This window comes from Acinetobacter sp. ANC 3781, assembly GCF_004331285.1.
Taxonomy (GTDB): Bacteria; Pseudomonadota; Gammaproteobacteria; order Pseudomonadales; family Moraxellaceae; genus Acinetobacter.
The window spans coordinates 63,269-78,812 of record NZ_SJOH01000020.1 but is presented as its reverse complement, the minus strand read 5'-3'; the positions used below and the strand labels follow the sequence as shown (position 1 = coordinate 78,812).

At 43.0% G+C, this 15,544-nt stretch carries 19 protein-coding genes; 13 read left to right on the top strand and 6 right to left on the bottom strand.

Translation table 11 applies throughout. The annotated features are described in order from the left end of the window. Positions 1-159 (bottom strand): helix-turn-helix domain-containing protein (locus E0H89_RS14090; RefSeq protein WP_016805756.1); only part of this gene is annotated, 159 nt, incomplete at its 3' end. Positions 160-488: 329 nt separating this feature from the next. Between E0H89_RS14090 and E0H89_RS14080 the strand changes: the two genes are divergently transcribed. Continuing rightward, the gene (locus E0H89_RS14080; RefSeq protein WP_284702748.1) at positions 489-974 is read left to right on the top strand and encodes a tetratricopeptide repeat protein; all 486 of its coding nucleotides are present in this window, start codon (positions 489-491) and stop codon (positions 972-974) included. Between the two features lie 94 nt (positions 975-1,068). On the opposite strand, the gene E0H89_RS14075 is transcribed toward E0H89_RS14080, so the two are convergent. The 4 genes from E0H89_RS14075 to E0H89_RS14060 all read right to left on the bottom strand — a co-directional run bounded on the left by E0H89_RS14075 (position 1,069) and on the right by E0H89_RS14060 (position 2,727). Further along, complete coding sequence (locus tag E0H89_RS14075) at positions 1,069-1,359, bottom strand: addiction module antidote protein (protein WP_131217887.1); 291 nt, start codon at positions 1,357-1,359, stop codon at positions 1,069-1,071. Between the two features lies 1 nt (position 1,360). Further along, positions 1,361-1,657: a type II toxin-antitoxin system RelE/ParE family toxin gene (locus tag E0H89_RS14070; RefSeq protein ID WP_131217886.1), complete on the bottom strand. Its 297-nt coding sequence runs from the start codon at positions 1,655-1,657 to the stop codon at positions 1,361-1,363. A gap of 161 nt (positions 1,658-1,818) precedes the next feature. After that, positions 1,819-2,274, bottom strand: a complete 456-nt coding sequence (locus E0H89_RS14065; protein WP_502698413.1) for a DMT family transporter — start codon at positions 2,272-2,274, stop codon at positions 1,819-1,821. Between the two features lie 24 nt (positions 2,275-2,298). Then, positions 2,299-2,727: a DMT family transporter gene (locus E0H89_RS14060; RefSeq protein WP_131217884.1), complete on the bottom strand. Its 429-nt coding sequence runs from the start codon at positions 2,725-2,727 to the stop codon at positions 2,299-2,301. Positions 2,728-2,861: 134 nt separating this feature from the next. Here E0H89_RS14060 and E0H89_RS14055 point away from each other — a divergent pair, with 134 nt between their 5' ends. After that, positions 2,862-3,794, top strand: a complete 933-nt coding sequence (locus E0H89_RS14055) for a LysR family transcriptional regulator (protein ID WP_131217883.1) — start codon at positions 2,862-2,864, stop codon at positions 3,792-3,794. 46 nt (positions 3,795-3,840) lie between these two features. Here E0H89_RS14055 and pcaU read toward each other — a convergent pair whose 3' ends face one another. After that, entirely contained in the window at positions 3,841-4,665 is an 825-nt protein-coding gene (gene pcaU, locus E0H89_RS14050; RefSeq protein ID WP_131217882.1) for an IclR family transcriptional regulator PcaU, read from the bottom strand. A gap of 276 nt (positions 4,666-4,941) precedes the next feature. Between pcaU and E0H89_RS14045 the strand changes: the two genes are divergently transcribed. From E0H89_RS14045 to E0H89_RS13995, 11 genes are all read left to right on the top strand, one after another. Beyond that, positions 4,942-5,622, top strand: a complete 681-nt coding sequence (locus E0H89_RS14045; protein ID WP_131217881.1) for a 3-oxoacid CoA-transferase subunit A — start codon at positions 4,942-4,944, stop codon at positions 5,620-5,622. 13 nt (positions 5,623-5,635) lie between these two features. Continuing rightward, positions 5,636-6,289 carry a 3-oxoacid CoA-transferase subunit B gene (locus tag E0H89_RS14040; protein ID WP_131217880.1) on the top strand — a complete coding sequence of 218 codons (654 nt, stop codon included), beginning with the start codon at positions 5,636-5,638 and terminating at the stop codon, positions 6,287-6,289. Between the two features lie 64 nt (positions 6,290-6,353). Then, on the top strand, positions 6,354-7,559 hold the full coding sequence (gene pcaF, locus E0H89_RS14035; protein WP_131217879.1) for a 3-oxoadipyl-CoA thiolase: 1,206 nt from the start codon (positions 6,354-6,356) through the stop codon (positions 7,557-7,559). A 22-nt stretch (positions 7,560-7,581) separates the two neighbouring features. After that, positions 7,582-8,937, top strand: coding sequence for a 3-carboxy-cis,cis-muconate cycloisomerase (pcaB, locus tag E0H89_RS14030; RefSeq protein ID WP_131217878.1), 1,356 nt, complete (start codon positions 7,582-7,584; stop codon positions 8,935-8,937). An 8-nt stretch (positions 8,938-8,945) separates the two neighbouring features. Then, positions 8,946-9,722 (top strand): 3-oxoadipate enol-lactonase, encoded by a 777-nt coding sequence (gene pcaD / locus E0H89_RS14025; RefSeq protein ID WP_165494060.1) that lies wholly within the window; start codon positions 8,946-8,948, stop codon positions 9,720-9,722. A gap of 42 nt (positions 9,723-9,764) precedes the next feature. Next, positions 9,765-11,120, top strand: coding sequence for a 4-hydroxybenzoate transporter PcaK (gene pcaK, locus E0H89_RS14020; RefSeq protein WP_131217876.1), 1,356 nt, complete (start codon positions 9,765-9,767; stop codon positions 11,118-11,120). A 14-nt stretch (positions 11,121-11,134) separates the two neighbouring features. Next, the gene (gene pcaC, locus E0H89_RS14015; protein WP_131217875.1) at positions 11,135-11,569 is read left to right on the top strand and encodes a 4-carboxymuconolactone decarboxylase; all 435 of its coding nucleotides are present in this window, start codon (positions 11,135-11,137) and stop codon (positions 11,567-11,569) included. Between the two features lie 26 nt (positions 11,570-11,595). Then, positions 11,596-12,321 (top strand): protocatechuate 3,4-dioxygenase subunit beta, encoded by a 726-nt coding sequence (pcaH, locus tag E0H89_RS14010; protein ID WP_131217874.1) that lies wholly within the window; start codon positions 11,596-11,598, stop codon positions 12,319-12,321. A gap of 15 nt (positions 12,322-12,336) precedes the next feature. Beyond that, positions 12,337-12,966: a protocatechuate 3,4-dioxygenase subunit alpha gene (gene pcaG / locus E0H89_RS14005; protein ID WP_131217873.1), complete on the top strand. Its 630-nt coding sequence runs from the start codon at positions 12,337-12,339 to the stop codon at positions 12,964-12,966. Positions 12,967-13,123: 157 nt separating this feature from the next. Then, positions 13,124-13,981 (top strand): type I 3-dehydroquinate dehydratase, encoded by an 858-nt coding sequence (gene aroD / locus E0H89_RS14000; RefSeq protein ID WP_131217872.1) that lies wholly within the window; start codon positions 13,124-13,126, stop codon positions 13,979-13,981. A 44-nt stretch (positions 13,982-14,025) separates the two neighbouring features. After that, complete coding sequence (locus E0H89_RS13995) at positions 14,026-15,486, top strand: NosD domain-containing protein (protein ID WP_131217871.1); 1,461 nt, start codon at positions 14,026-14,028, stop codon at positions 15,484-15,486. Positions 15,487-15,544 lie beyond the last annotated feature (58 nt).

Genomic DNA, 15,544 nt, shown 5'->3' with positions numbered 1-15,544 from the left:
ATGGGCTAAGGCAGCTGGGCCTTGAGCTTTGTATTTTTGCAGTAAGCGTCTGATTTGACGTTCTGAAATATGCAGTAGCTGAGCAGCCTGGGACTGGGTTATGCGTTGATCACAAATTTCTTGCAAGACCGACAATCGTTTAAGTTCTTTATCCGACATAGACACCAACATATCAAACCGTCCGCTTCGATAATTGCAAAAGTGCATATTCTAAAAGCGGACATTTTTACTTTGGAGAAACCGGACATTTCTATTTTGGGCTTACATTTTTCAACTCGTATAAGCGCCATTATGTTAAATGAATAGAGATTTGATTAATTTAGTAATGTCATTCTAGAAAAGATTTAAAGCTATACTAAAATTTTGTCACTTTAATAAAATAGAAATTTGATAATGGAATTCACTAAAAAAATATTATTACCCCTCACTTTATCTCTATTTATGAATCCTGCATTTGCTAATACAGATAATTTTCAAAAGCTTCAAAAATAGCCCAGCAAGGGGATGTCCCTGCTCAAGATAAGCTAGGAGATGCATATTATTACGGTGAAAAAGTAGCCCAAAGTTATGTGAAGGCTTTTGAATGGTATAGCAAGGCAGCGGCTCAAGAACATGCAGGCGCGCAATATGATCTTGGGATGATGTATGCTTATGGTGAGGGTATAACTAAAAATGATGTCAAAGCTTTTGAATGGTATAGCAAGGCAGCGGCTCAAGAACATGCAGGCGCGCAATATGATCTTGGATCAATCTATGCCAATGGTCACGGAATAGCACAAAGTACAGCATTATCAAATACATGGTATTTAAAGGCGGCTAATAATGGCAATGCAATGGCACAATTCAATATTGGGAAAAAATATTTAAATGGTGATAATGGATTACAAAAGAAGCGAGGACAGGCACTGAATTGGCTAAAAAAGGCATCAGATAATGGACATATCGAAGCTAAGTCAATGCTTGCTGGATTTTAGTGATTATTAAGTATTTTTGAAATTAACATAATACACGTTATGCGAAGTCAAAAATGGGAGCTTAAAACTCCCATTTTTGCTAATTTTTTAAATTCTAAGCATGTTGCACTGTAAGTTTTAAACCTAAAGCATTCACTACACGATTAATAGTATCGAAACGAGGTGTAGAGTCTTGGCGAAGTGCTTTATAAAGAGCTTCACGTCCAATACCTGCCTCTTTGGCAATTTGGGTCATCCCTCTTGCTTTAGCAATTACACCAAGTGCATGGGCTAACTCGGCAGGATCATTTTCCTCAATAACCATATTGAGATACATCACAATATCTTCTTCAGTTTTGAGTGACTCCGCCATATCAAAACTTGGTAAATCAGCGACTTTAACCATTTTAATCCTCCAATGTTTTTGAAAGTTTGAGTGCTCGATCAATATTTTGCTGCTGTGTAGATTTATCTCCACCGCCAAGCATTACAATCACAACGTCACCATGTTGGATATAGTACATCCGCCAACCAGAACCGAAGAACTCTCTCATCTCCCAAACACCTTCTTGGAGAGATTTAATGTCTCCCCAATTTCCACGTTGAACCTTATCTAATCTGCGATTCAAGCGAATACGGGTCATATTGTCTTTAATGCCATCTAACCATTCATCAAATTCAGGTAGACGTTTAATTTCAATCATGAGGATTCCTTTTATTCTTACTTTATTGTATTCGATCGAATACAATAAAGTAAATATTTTTATGCCTCGATTTTTCTTCAAAATTTATTCAAAAAAAGTATGAAGTAGACTTTAGGTGAACATAAATTAAATGGATGTGAAAATAAAATCCTTTCTTAGTTTTAATTTGTCTTGGATTGAACTAAAGCAATAGCACTGCTTTTATAAATACAAAATAGTGCAATAGTTAATAGTAAAAGAGCCGCAACTCTTGATCTATCCATAGTGATAACAGCATTATTAAACCAGCCAAAATTATCAATTAATAAACTCATTACTAACTGTCCACTTATTACAGCAACAGTTGTTGCAGCTGCACCAAGTCTAGGCATGGAAAACACAACTATTAGCATATAGGCAACACCAAAAAATGCGCCTGTTAGCTGCCATCTTGGAGCGGTAAATAAATTCAAAGAATAATGTGGTTCAAAGAAGAATGCTATTAAGAAGCTAACAAGTGTGCCCATCACAAATGTTAACCAAGAACTCTCTAACACCCCCACTTCTGAGCCAAGACGACCATTAATTGATGATTGGGCACATAATACTGCTCCACCAAAAATAACAACTAATAACATTATATAAATCATGGTGAAGCTTCCTTATTGAATAAGCCACAACGCAGCTAAAATGGCAAAGAGTGCCCCGATACGATACTTGTCTACAGCTCGCTTATTACTGCCTAATAAGCCCCAATGATCAATAACAAGACTAGTCGCCACTTGACCAAATAAAATACCTACCATAGTCAAACCAACGCCAATGTGAGGTGTCGCTACAGTTAAAGAGACTACATATATTGGACCTAACACTCCCCCTGCAAGTAACCAGCGTGGTTTTTTGAACATAAGACTAAGCTGTGGGCGACTAAAAATAAGACCAAATGTTAATAGAATGGAACCTAACGCAAAAATTCCTAATGTGGCCCAGATATGACCAATTTTTTCGCCAAGTGGACCTAGCAAACCAGCTTCAATAGATAGCCCCATGCCAGCAAGAAAGACTAATGGGAAAATCCATAACTGTTTCATACATTACTTCCAAGGGAAGAGAAAAAATGAATTATATTTAGTTATAAAAAAGCTACAATGGATCATTTTTTCAAAACATAATTGCTATAATCACAATAATTAAATTCTTAAATCTATTTCTAGGAACAGTAAAAATGCAGTTAAAAGCACTCCGTTACTTTGTGATGGTAGCGACTACAGGTAGCTTTTCTGCGACAGCACAACATTTTCAAATTCCCTCTTCTTCTGTATCCAGATTTATATCTAAACTTGAACAAGAAATTGGACAGCAGCTTTTTTATCGTAATACACGATCTGTTCGGCTTACTGAAATAGGGGAAAAATACTTCATTCAAATAAAGGATGTACTTGATAATCTAGACTTTGCTAATGAAGAAGCCACAGGGAAAAATTCAAATGTAAGGGGTTTAGTCCGTATTAATACAGCAGTGGCACTAGGAAGATTACATATATCTCGTATCGTTAATAAATTACATGATGTATATCCCGAACTTTCAGTGGAACTAATCATGACAGATATATTTATTGATCCTGTGCAAGAAGGTGTCGATATTGCGATTCGGATTGGATCACTGCAAGATTCAGCACTGATCGCAAGAAAAGTATGTGATCAGACTTACGTATTGTGTGCGAGTCCTGAGTACCTTGAGCGCTACGGGACACCTGAAACACCTCAAGATATTCAGAAACATCAATGCCTTGTTTATAAAGGCGTTTCGGGGAGTCAAAGATGGTACTTTCGCCAAGATGAACTCGACAAGCCTATTGAAATAGAACCCCAAGGTTCTTTAAAGAGTAACAATGCTGAAGTTTTGGTTTCAGCTGCATTGGAAAGTAGGGGGATTATATTATTCCCTACATGGATCTTTGAAGAAGACTATTTTAAAAACAAGAAATTGGTTAAATTACTCCCTCAATGGCTTTGCACAGTAGAACCTTATGCTGTTGGGATCCATTTAGTTTCTCCTGAAAACAGAATTCGTTCAAAAAAGGTGAGAACCGTTTTAGATTTTATATTAAAGGAAATTGGAAGCCCTCCTTATTGGGATAATATTCTTACTTTTTGAAATCTTAGATTAGCATTTGAAATCCCACTAAATTTTAATTGATAAATTATAAAATATTACGCAGTTCTCGAGCTGTTTCCTGAAGTAAGGGTAGAATATTCTGGATTAAGTATTCTTTTGTTGTTCGTATAGTTGGTGAAACAATATTTAATGCTGCAATTATTTTAGACTTGTGATCATAAATAGGCACAGCGAGTGCATGTACGCCAAGTTCATGTTCTTCACAGGAATAGCACCAACCTTGTTCTCTAATGTCATGCAATAATTCTAGAAAAAATTCATTATTAGTATGTGTATATTTGGTTAGACGCTGTAAAGGATATTGATTTAGCCATTCATATTGCTCCTGGTCATCTATATAAGCCAGTAAAATTTTTCCTGCCGATGTTGCATGCGCGGGTAAGCGATTACCTAGATGCAGGCCATAAGGATTAACACGATCCGTTTGTTGGTGTGCGGCACTGCGAGCGATCGTAATCGCCTCATAACCATCCAAAACCATGACGGAAAAAATCAGGGACGTCTGATTGGTCAGAAGATTCAGCAAAGACTGTGAAACTTTGGGAAGCTGTGCACCACCCAAATAAGCACCTGAAAACTTTAAAATTTTAGGGGTTAAATAAAAATAGTGACCATCGGATTCTAAATAACCTAAATATTCAAGGGTGAGTAAATGGCGTCGTGCAGCAGCCCGTGTCATGCCGGTGCGTTCTGCAGCCATAGAAATATTTAAACGATGTCGGTCAGTACCAAAGCTGTCCAGAATGGCCATGCCCTTACTGATGCCAGCGACAAAGTCTTCGTGCCGAATGAGTTTTTTATTGTCCTTATTGTACAGCTGCTTTTCGGTGTGCTGTATTGCTTTACTCATATCGCCTCTTTCTCCATTTTATACCTGCATATTTTTACTATAGCGTGAAATCAGACTATTTTAATCAAGTTTTGTTCGATATTCAGATAGATTGTTCGATGATCGAACAAAATGTGTAATTACTATCTAGCTCAAAGCAGAGAAATTATAAAAAATGTACAGATAAGGGAATCGAACTAAAAAGCTAGGGAATGTTGTTTTAGCTGAATCATTCTCAAGTATAAGTTAGGTTTTGTCGCCTTTTCAAATTTGCATGATGCACAATGGAGTTATCTAATGATAGATAAAAGTGCAGCGACCTTAACGGAAGCGCTCTCCCAAATCACCGACGGCTCAACCATCATGATCGGTGGTTTTGGAACAGCAGGCCAGCCCGTTGAACTGATCGATGGCTTAATTCAACTCGGTATTAAAGATCTGACGATTGTCAGCAACAATGCAGGCAATGGTGACTATGGTCTGGCAAAATTACTCAAAGCTGGTGCTGTTAAAAAAGTTATCTGTTCGTTCCCGCGTCAGTCAGACTCTTGGGTTTTCGATGAACTCTATCGTGCAGGCAAAATTGAGTTAGAACTGGTCCCACAAGGCAACTTGGCTTGTCGTATTCAAGCGGCTGGTATGGGCCTAGGTGCAGTGTTCACCCCAACCGGCTATGGCACTTTATTGGCTGAAGGCAAAGAAACCCGTCACATCGACGGTAAAGATTATGTTTTGGAATATCCAATTAAAGCAAACTTTGCTTTGATTAAAGCACAGCAAGGCGATCGTTGGGGCAATTTGATTTACCGTAAATCTGCACGGAACTTCGGCCCGATTATGGCGATGGCAGCAGACGTGACCATTGCTCAAGTTACTGAAGTGGTGGAGCTAGGGGCTTTAAACTCAGAGCATATTATTACCCCTGGGATTTTTGTGCAACACGTGGTGCAGGTTCAGCCTGAACCTGTTGCTGTGTAATCGGGAGAACATCATGAGCTATCAAAAACTCAGCCGTAACCAAATCGCTGAACGTGTGGCACAAGATATTCCTGAGGGGGCTTATGTCAATCTAGGCATTGGCTTGCCGACCAAGATTGCCAGCTATCTCCCTTCAGACAAAGATGTGTTCTTACATTCTGAAAATGGATTGTTGGCTTTTGGTCCACCACCTGAAAAAGGTCAAGAAGATCCTGAACTGATCAACGCAGGTAAAGAATATGTGACCATGCTGCGAGGTGGCAGCTTTTTCCATCACGGTGACTCTTTTGCCATGATGCGTGGTGGTCACTTAGATATTGCAGTCCTTGGTGCCTTTCAAGTGGCAGCGAATGGTAACTTAGCCAATTGGCATACCGGTGCACCAGCTGCGATTCCTGCAGTGGGCGGTGCGATGGACTTAGCCGTTGGTGCTAAGAAAGTCTTTATCACCACCGACCATGTCACCAAACAAGGTGAACCGAAGATCGTAGCTGAATTGAGCTACCCAGCGACAGGTTTGAAATGTGTAGACCGCATCTACACCGACCTGTGTGTGATTGATGTGACCGCAGACGGTCTTAAAGTCATCGAGAAAGTAGATGGTTTGAGCTTTGCAGAATTGCAGGCGATGACGGGTGCCACTCTGGTGGATGCGACGCAGGGATAAATGAACCTCTCCCTAACCCTCTCCTAAAAGGAAAGGGTTAGGGAGATTCAAAGGGAAATGAAATATGAAAAACGCTTATATCGTCGATGCCATTCGTACTCCATTTGGTCGTTATGCAGGTGGACTCGCACCAGTACGTGCAGATGACTTGGGTGCAGTGCCGATTCAAGCCCTGATGCAACGCAATCCAAGCGTGGATTGGACGCAAGTCGATGATGTGATCTATGGCTGCGCCAACCAAGCGGGTGAGGATAACCGTAATGTTGGCCGTATGTCAGCATTGCTTGCAGGTTTACCGGTTGAAGTTCCTGCCACGACTGTGAACCGTTTATGTGGTTCATCCCTAGATGCAATTGCCACGGCAGCCCGTGCAATTAAAGCGGGTGAGGCCAATCTGATCATTGCCGGTGGTGTGGAGAGTATGTCCCGTGCACCTTTTGTGATGGGCAAATCAGAAACTGCTTATGCGCGTAACCAAAAGATTGAAGACACCACCATGGGCTGGCGTTTTATTAATCCAAAGCTGAAAGCGATGTATGGTGTGGACACTATGCCGCAAACTGCTGAAAACGTGGCACAACAATTTAATATTGATCGTGCAGATCAAGACCATTTTGCCTTGACAAGTCAACAGCGTACAGCAGTCGCTCAGGCAAAAGGCTTCTTTAAACATGAAATCATCTCCGTGAATATTCCACAGCGTAAAGGTGATCCAATTGTGGTGGATACTGATGAACATCCGCGTGTCTCTACAACATTACAAGGTTTGGCAAAACTCAAGCCCGTGGTGACAGCAGGAGGCACCGTTACTGCGGGGAATGCATCAGGTATCAATGACGGTGCTGCTGCTGTGCTGATTGCCTCAGAACAAGCCGTTGAACAGTATCAACTCAAACCACGTGCCAAAATCATTGCTTCAACAGCAGTGGGTGTAGAACCGCGCATCATGGGTTTTGCGCCTGCACCTGCTATCAAAAAGCTGCTCAAACAAGCCAATCTCAGCATCGAGCAGATGGATGTGATTGAACTGAATGAAGCTTTTGCGGCACAAGCACTTGCAGTCACGCGTGACCTTGGACTAACGGATGACACAACCCAAGTGAATCCAAATGGCGGTGCGATTGCGATCGGTCATCCACTAGGCGCATCGGGGGCGCGATTGGTGACAACGGCTTTAAACCAATTAGAACAAACCAGTGGTAAGTATGCTCTGTGTTCGATGTGTATTGGTGTCGGTCAAGGCATTGCAATGATTATTCAGCGCGTTTAAAGCAGATTTAAGGATAGCGATCATGAGCCAGTTATATGCCAGCTTATTTTACCAAAACGAGGTAACTGAAATTTTCAGTGATCGCGCGTTGGTGTCTTACATGATTGAGGCTGAAGTAGCCTTGGCACAAGCGCAGGCTCAGGTTGGTGTCATTCCAGCATCTGCAGCAATCGCAATTTCTCAAATTGCGCAGACTGCGATTGATCAGATTGATTTTGATACTTTAGCCGTTGCAACAAGCTTGGCGGGAAATATCGCGATTCCTTTTGTGAAGCAATTGACTGCGATTGTGAAACAAAACGATGAAGAGGCTGCGCGTTATGTGCATTGGGGTGCAACCAGTCAGGACATTTTAGATACAGCTTGTATTTTGCAATGTCGTGCTGCGCTGCAACAGGTTGAGTCATTAATTCATCAATGTTATCGCACTGCATTGACCCAAGCTGAACAGTATCGCTCACAAGTGATGATTGGACGCACCTGGTTGCAGCAAGGTTTACCAATTACTTTGGGGCATAAATTGGCACGCTGGGCTTCGGCATTTCATCGTGATTTGGCCCGTATTGAAGCGATGAAAGCCCGTGTTTTTACTGTGCAATTAGGCGGTGCGGTTGGTTCACTGGCTTCCTTGCAGGCACAAGGTACAGCAGTGGTTCATGCTTATGCAGCCCAGTTGCAGCTTTCTGTACCAGCCTGTACCTGGCATGGTGAGCGGGATCGTATTGTTGAGATTGCGAGTGTTTTAGCCATGGTGACCGGTAGTTTGGGCAAAATGGCGCGTGACTGGTCGTTGATGATGCAAACAGAGATTGCTGAAATCTTTGAACCCACAGCAAAAGGGCGTGGAGGGTCATCGACCATGCCGCATAAACGTAATCCTGTCGCTGCGGCATCCGTTTTGGCGGCGGCCAATCGTGTGCCTGTGTTGATCTCGAGTTTGTACCAGAGCATGGTGCAAGAGCATGAGCGTAGTTTAGGTGGATGGCATGCAGAATGGCTGGCATTGCCTGAAATTTTCCAGCTTTGCGCAGGCGCTTTGGAGCGGACTTTGGACGTTTTACAAGGCATGCAAGTCAATGCGGAAAATATGCAACGCAACTTGGAATGTACACAAGGCTTGATCATGGCGGAAGCCGTCATGATGGCTTTGGCAGCGCATATGGGGCGTTTACAGGCCCATCATCTGGTGGAAGCTGCATGTAAAACAGCCGTGGAAAAAGGCGTTCACTTAAAAGAGGTTATCTGCGAACTTGATCAAGTCACAGCCTATTTTAGTGCAGCTCAGATTTCAGTAATTTTTGAACCAGCGTCCTATCTAGGCAATATTCAAGACCAGATTGATGCGGTTTTGCAGGAAGCAAAGGGAGAGGCAATGTGAATATCACAATGACCAATCGTCAAGACAAACACTTGGCTGTACAAGTGAACGGACAAGAAGATGCACCTGTAATTGTATTTTCAAATTCATTGGGTACAGATAAAGGCATGTGGCAGCCACAAGTTGCTGCCTTCGAACAACAGTTCAAAGTAGTGACCTATGACACCCGTGGTCACGGTCAAAGCGATGTAATTGAGCAGACCACTGTACAAAATCTTGCAGAAGATGTAATTGATATTTTAAACGGTTTAAACATTGAAAAAGCACATTTCTGCGGGATTTCAATGGGCGGCATGGCCGCTTTATGGCTTGGTATTCATCATGCAGATCGTTTTCATAGCATAACTGTGGCGAACTCAGCAGCTAAAATCTGGACTGAAGAAGGGTGGAGTGCACGTGCCGATGCCGTAACGGCCAATGGCTTAGTAGATCTGGTAGCGACTACACATGCACGCTGGTTTAGCGAACAGTTTGATTATCAAAACAATACTTTGGCACAGCGCACCATTCAGTCTTTAGCCACTACGCCAGCGCTGGGATATGCAGAATCTTGTCGAGCATTGGCAAAAGCGGATCTGAGCACCGAAATTCAGCAGATTACAGTTCCGACTTTGATCATCGCTGGGGTGTTTGACCCGGTCACTACAGTGGCCGATGGCATCTATATGCAACAACAGATTCAAAATAGTGAATTAGCGTTGATAGATGCATCGCATCTTTCCAATATTGAGCAGCCCAAGCAGTTTACTCAAACCCTCAGTCAGTTTATTGGATCAATTCAATAGTTCAAGAATTTTTAAAAGGACTTTCAGCCCAAGGAGGCAGGTATGGCGTCTCAGGAATACGCTACTCAAAAAACGAGTATAGACGCACAAGCACTGATTAATGATGCACCGATTAGCAAGTATCAGTGGTTGATTGCAATTGTATGTTTTCTCATTGTTTTTGTTGACGGTATTGATACTGCGGCAATGGGTTTTATTGCTCCAGCCTTGGCACAAGACTGGGGGATTGACCGCTCGCAACTGGGTCCAGTCATGAGTGCGGCCTTAGGCGGCATGATTATTGGTGCTTTGGTGTCTGGTCCGACGGCTGACCGCTTTGGACGCAAGATTGTTTTAAGTGTATCGATGCTAATTTTTGGTGGTTTTACTCTTGCATCCGCCTATGCAACTGACCTGAACACCTTGGTAGTCTTGCGCTTCTTAACCGGAATTGGTTTGGGTGCAGCCATGCCAAATGCGACTACGCTATTTTCTGAATATTGCCCACAGCGTTCTCGCTCTTTGCTCGTCACTTGCATGTTCTGTGGTTACAACTTGGGTATGGCAACAGGTGGTTTCATCAGTAGTTGGTTGATCCCAACTTTTGGTTGGCACAGCTTATTTTTATTGGGCGGTTGGTTACCACTGATCTTGATGATTTTGGTTATTTTCTTCCTGCCAGAATCATATCGTTTCTTGATTGTGAAAGGTCGTGACAGCGAAAAAGTCCGCAAAATTCTGACTCGTATTGCACCTGAAAAAATACAGGGTGCAACTGAGTTTCATGTACCCGAAGAAAAAACGGAAGGTACAGAGAAGAAAGGTGTGTTTGGCATGCTGTTCTCTCAGAAATATGTCAAAGGTACGGTTTTATTGTGGCTGACCTATTTCATGGGTTTGGTGATGATTTATCTGCTCACCAGTTGGTTACCAACTTTAATGCGTGAAACTGGCGCAAGCATGGAACGTGCTGCATTTATCGGTGGTTTGTTCCAGTTTGGCGGTGTCCTCAGTGCTTTATTTATTGGCTGGGCAATGGACCGTTTCAACCCGAACCGCATTATTGCAGGCTTCTACTTTGTCGCAGGGATCTTTGCTTTTGCCGTAGGACAAAGCTTAGCTAACCCGACATTACTTGCCATTTTAGTGCTTTGCGCAGGTATTGCCATAAATGGTGCACAGTCGGCTATGCCAGCATTGAGTGCTCGTTTTTATCCAACCCAATGCCGTGCAACTGGCGTGGCGTGGATGTCCGGGATTGGTCGTTTCGGTGCGGTATTTGGGGCTTGGATTGGCGCAGTTTTACTGGGTAATGACTGGTCATTTACTGCCATTTTAAGCCTGTTGTTAATTCCTGCAACGGCAGCAGCAGTCGCTATTTTTGTTAAATCACTGGTTGCACATACCGATGCGACTTAATTGAGATTTCTCCCATGAATGATGAACAACGTTATAAACAAGGAATCGCCGTACGCACCGAAGTACTGGGTGAAAAGCATGTCGGTCGTTCAATTGAGAACTTGAATGATTTTAATGCCGACTTTCAAAACTTTATTAGCCGTTTTGCGTGGGGCGAAGTCTGGTCTAGACCAGGCATGCCACGCCACACCCGTAGCTTAGTCACCATTGCCGTGTTATTGGCATTGGGCCGTGAAGACGAACTGCGGATGCATTTACGTGCTTGCTTTAATAATGGCGTGACCAAAGACGATTTAAAAGAATTGATTTTGCATTGTTCGCTGTATGCCGGTTTGCCTGCAGCTAATGCAGCTATGCACATGGCAGAAGAGGTTTTTGCAGATTTGGGCATTGTCCCGCAAAAACTGAGTGAACAGCAGCTCAGCCAAGAACAAACGAATCAAGAGTAATGGAACAAGATTAAGAGGGACATCACATGTCACAACTTATTTTAGGTGCTTATGCACAACGCAATACCGAAGATCATCCGCCAGCATATGCACCCGGTTATAAAACCAGTGTATTACGCTCGCCAAAAAATGCCTTGATCTCAATTGCAGAAACTTTAACAGAAGTGACTTCACCGCAGTTTAGTGCGGAGCAGTTGGGGCCTAAAGATAATGATTTGATTTTGAACTATGCCAAAGAAGGTTTACCGGTCGGCGAGCGCATTATTGTGCATGGTTATGTGCGTGACCAGTTTGGTCGTCCGGTCAAAAATGCCTTGCTCGAAGTGTGGCAAGCCAATGCTTCTGGCCGTTATCGTCATCCAAATGATCAGTTTATTGGTGCGATGGATCCGAACTTTGGCGGCTGTGGTCGCATGATGACTGATGCTAATGGTTATTTTGTGTTCCGTACCATTAAGCCGGGTCCATACCCTTGGCGTAACCGCATTAATGAGTGGCGTCCTGCGCATATCCATTTTTCTTTACTTGCCGATGGTTGGGCGCAGCGTCTTATTTCACAGTTCTATTTTGAAGGCGATACGCTGATTGATTCGTGTCCGATTATTAAAACCATTCCTTCGGAACAACAACGTCGCGCGCTGATTGCCCTTGAAGACAAGAGCAACTTCATTGAAGCAGACAGCCGTTGTTACCGCTTTGACATCACTTTACGTGGTCGTCGTGCGACTTATTTCGAAAATGATTTGACTTAATTCAGGGAGAATAACATGAACCATTGGAATTTTCAGGAATTGCATGAAACGCCATCTCAAACAGGTGGACCTTATGTACACATTGGTTTGTTGCCACAACAAGCCAACATCGAAGTGTTTGAAAACAATTTTAATAATCAGTTAGTTCAAGACAACACTTTAGGCGAACGTATTCGCTTAGAAGGTCAAGTGTTTGATGGTCTGGGTTTGCCGTTACGCGATGTGTTAATTGAAATCTGGCAGGCCGATGCCAACGGTGTCTATCCAAGTGCGGCCGATATTCAGGGCAAAGCAGTCGATCCCAATTTCCTCGGTTGGGGCCGTACAGGGGCTGACTTCGAAACTGGTTTTTGGAGTTTCAATACCATTAAACCGGGTGCGGTTCCGGGACGTAAAGGGACAACTCAAGCCCCGCATATTGCACTGATCATCTTTGCTCGCGGGATTAATATTGGCCTGAATACCCGGGTGTATTTTGAAGATGAAGCTGAAGCCAATGCACAAGATCCTGTACTCAAAGGCATTGAATGGGCGCCTCGTCGTCAGACGCTCATTGCAAAACGTGAAGTGCGTGATGGTGAAGTGGTGTATCGCTTTGATATTCGTGTGCAAGGCGAAGACGAAACAGTTTTCTTAGACATCTAATTGTCGGAATTGGCAAGAGCAGCTAGTTCATTATTGCTCTTGTTGAAATGATTCAAGTTTAGGCGTGGTGATGGCATGACCCATTTCATCCATCCTACGTATATTTGTTGCTGACGACAGAAGTCAGGCAATAAGTTTATAAATACAAGGAAATGTAATGATGAAGATTAAAAAAATTGCGATGCAACTTTGCTTAAGCACTGCTGTTTTAGCGGAAATGCCAGCATTTGCAGCAGAAGCGGTTCAATCAAGTGCGCGACATTATGTGGTGAAAAATCTCAATATTGGTGACTTACCTGTCAAAACCATTGTACCGATTACCGCAAAAACAGCAGAGCAGGCGATTGCCCAAGCGCAAGTGATTGCCAGCAACCCAAACGCAGATGTGGCTGAGTTTCGCATCGACTTACTGGAGTTTTCTGCCGAGAGTAAAAAAGTGATTGCACTGGGTCAGCAGCTGAATCAAATTTTAAAAGACAAACCGTTGATTGCCACCATTCGTACCCATAACGAAGGTGGAAAAATGACGGTGTCCGACCAAGACTATGAAAAGATTTATCATGAATATTTGAAAAAGCCATTTATGCAATTGCTGGATATCGAAATGTTCCGCAATGCTGGAAGTGTAGCGAAATTAACCAAGTTGGCGCATGACAAGAAAGTGTTGGTGATCATGTCGAATCATGATTTTGCCAAAACACCTGAGCAACAGGACATAGAAAACCGCCTACTGAAACAAGATCAGATGGGCGCAGATATTCTTAAAATTGCGGTGATGCCCAAGTCAAAACAAGATGTCTTTACCCTCATGAATGCCACGCTGGCCGTCAGTCAAAAAAGTCAAAAACCACTGCTGACTATGTCGATGGGACAGTTGGGTACAATTTCACGTGTCGCGACTGCCAATATGGGCGGCAGTTTGAGTTTCGGCATGATTGGGGAAGCCTCTGCGCCGGGTCAAATTGATGTAACCCAACTCAAACAGTTGCTGAAAACAGTACAACCGATCCCTTAATGCACTGTGTTATTGATCTTCAAGTATAGAAAAGGATTTTAAATATGAAACCATCAACCTTACGTTTAACCACATTGGTTTTGAGCTTAGCGGCATCAGGTTTTGCCAGTGCAGAAACATATATTGTGGATCGCTATCAAGACGATAGTGCAAAGGGTTCACTGCGTTGGGCGATTGAACAATCCAATAGCAATGCGATACAAGAAAATGAAATTCAAATCCAGGCTGTGGGTAAAGCACCCTATGCGATAAAACTGAATCAACCTTTACCGCCGATTAAGTCCTCAGTGAAAATCATCGGGGCGCAATGGGACAAAACGGGCGAGTTTATTGCGATTGATGGTTCAAACTATATTAAAGGCGAGGGGGCTAAAGCATGTCCGGGGGCAAACCCTGAACAGTATGGCACCAATGTCCGTACCACGACTTTACCTGGTCTCGTTTTGCAAGATGTGAATGGTGTGACTTTAAAAGGACTCGATATTCGTCGTTTCTGTATTGGCGTTTTGGTGAACCGTTCAAGCAATAACTTGATTCAACATAACCGCATTAGTAATAACTATGGTGGTTCGGGCGTAATGCTGACCGGTGATGATGGCAAGGGCAATCCGACCTCAACCACCACCAATAATAATAAAGTTCTGAACAATCTGTTTGTGGATAACGGTGATGGTCTTGAGCTCACCCGTGGTGCAGCATTTAACCTTGTGGCCAACAACCTGTTTACTTCAACTAAAGCTAATCCAGAACCGTCGCAGGGTATCGAAATCTTGTGGGGCAATGACAATGCTGTAGTAGGAAACAAATTTGAAAACTACTCTGATGGTTTACAAATCAATTGGGGCAAGCGCAATTACATCGCCTATAACGAACTGACCAATAACTCGATTGGTTTTAACCTTACGGGTGATGGCAACATTTTTGACAGCAACAAAGTTCATGGTAACCGTTTAGGAATAGCCATTCGTTCAGAAAAAGATGCCAATGCACGTACAACTCTGACCAAAAATTTAATTTGGAATAACGCTAAAGATATTAAACGCTGTGAAGCGGGTGGTTCATGTGTACCCAATCAGCGTTTAGGTGCCATTGTTTTTGCTGTGCCAGCTTTAGAACATGCAGATTTTGTTGGTTCTCGTGGTGGCGGTGTAGTAATTGAAGCGGCGAAACTGCAAAAAACGTGTACACAGCCGAATGAACAGGGCTGTAACGCGATACCAAACCAGAATATTCAAGCCCCACGTTTGAGCTATAGCAAAGGTCAAGTCATGGCTCAAGTCCAGGCACAACCGAATCAACGTTACCGTGTTGAGTTCTTTGCCAATCGTCAGGCGAATAGCCAAGAAGCAGAACAGTATTTAGGTACTCAAGTTGTCACGACCAATGCACAAGGTAAAGGTCAAGCAACGTGGAAAGTGGAAAACAGTGTTGCCAATGTGACAGCCAATGTCACTGACCATTTAGGCGCGACTTCTGAACTGAGCCCAGCTGTTCGGGTGAAATAATAAAAATTGCATGGAAAGCTCACTTGAGTTGAGTTTTCTAAACAAAAAGGATGTTTGG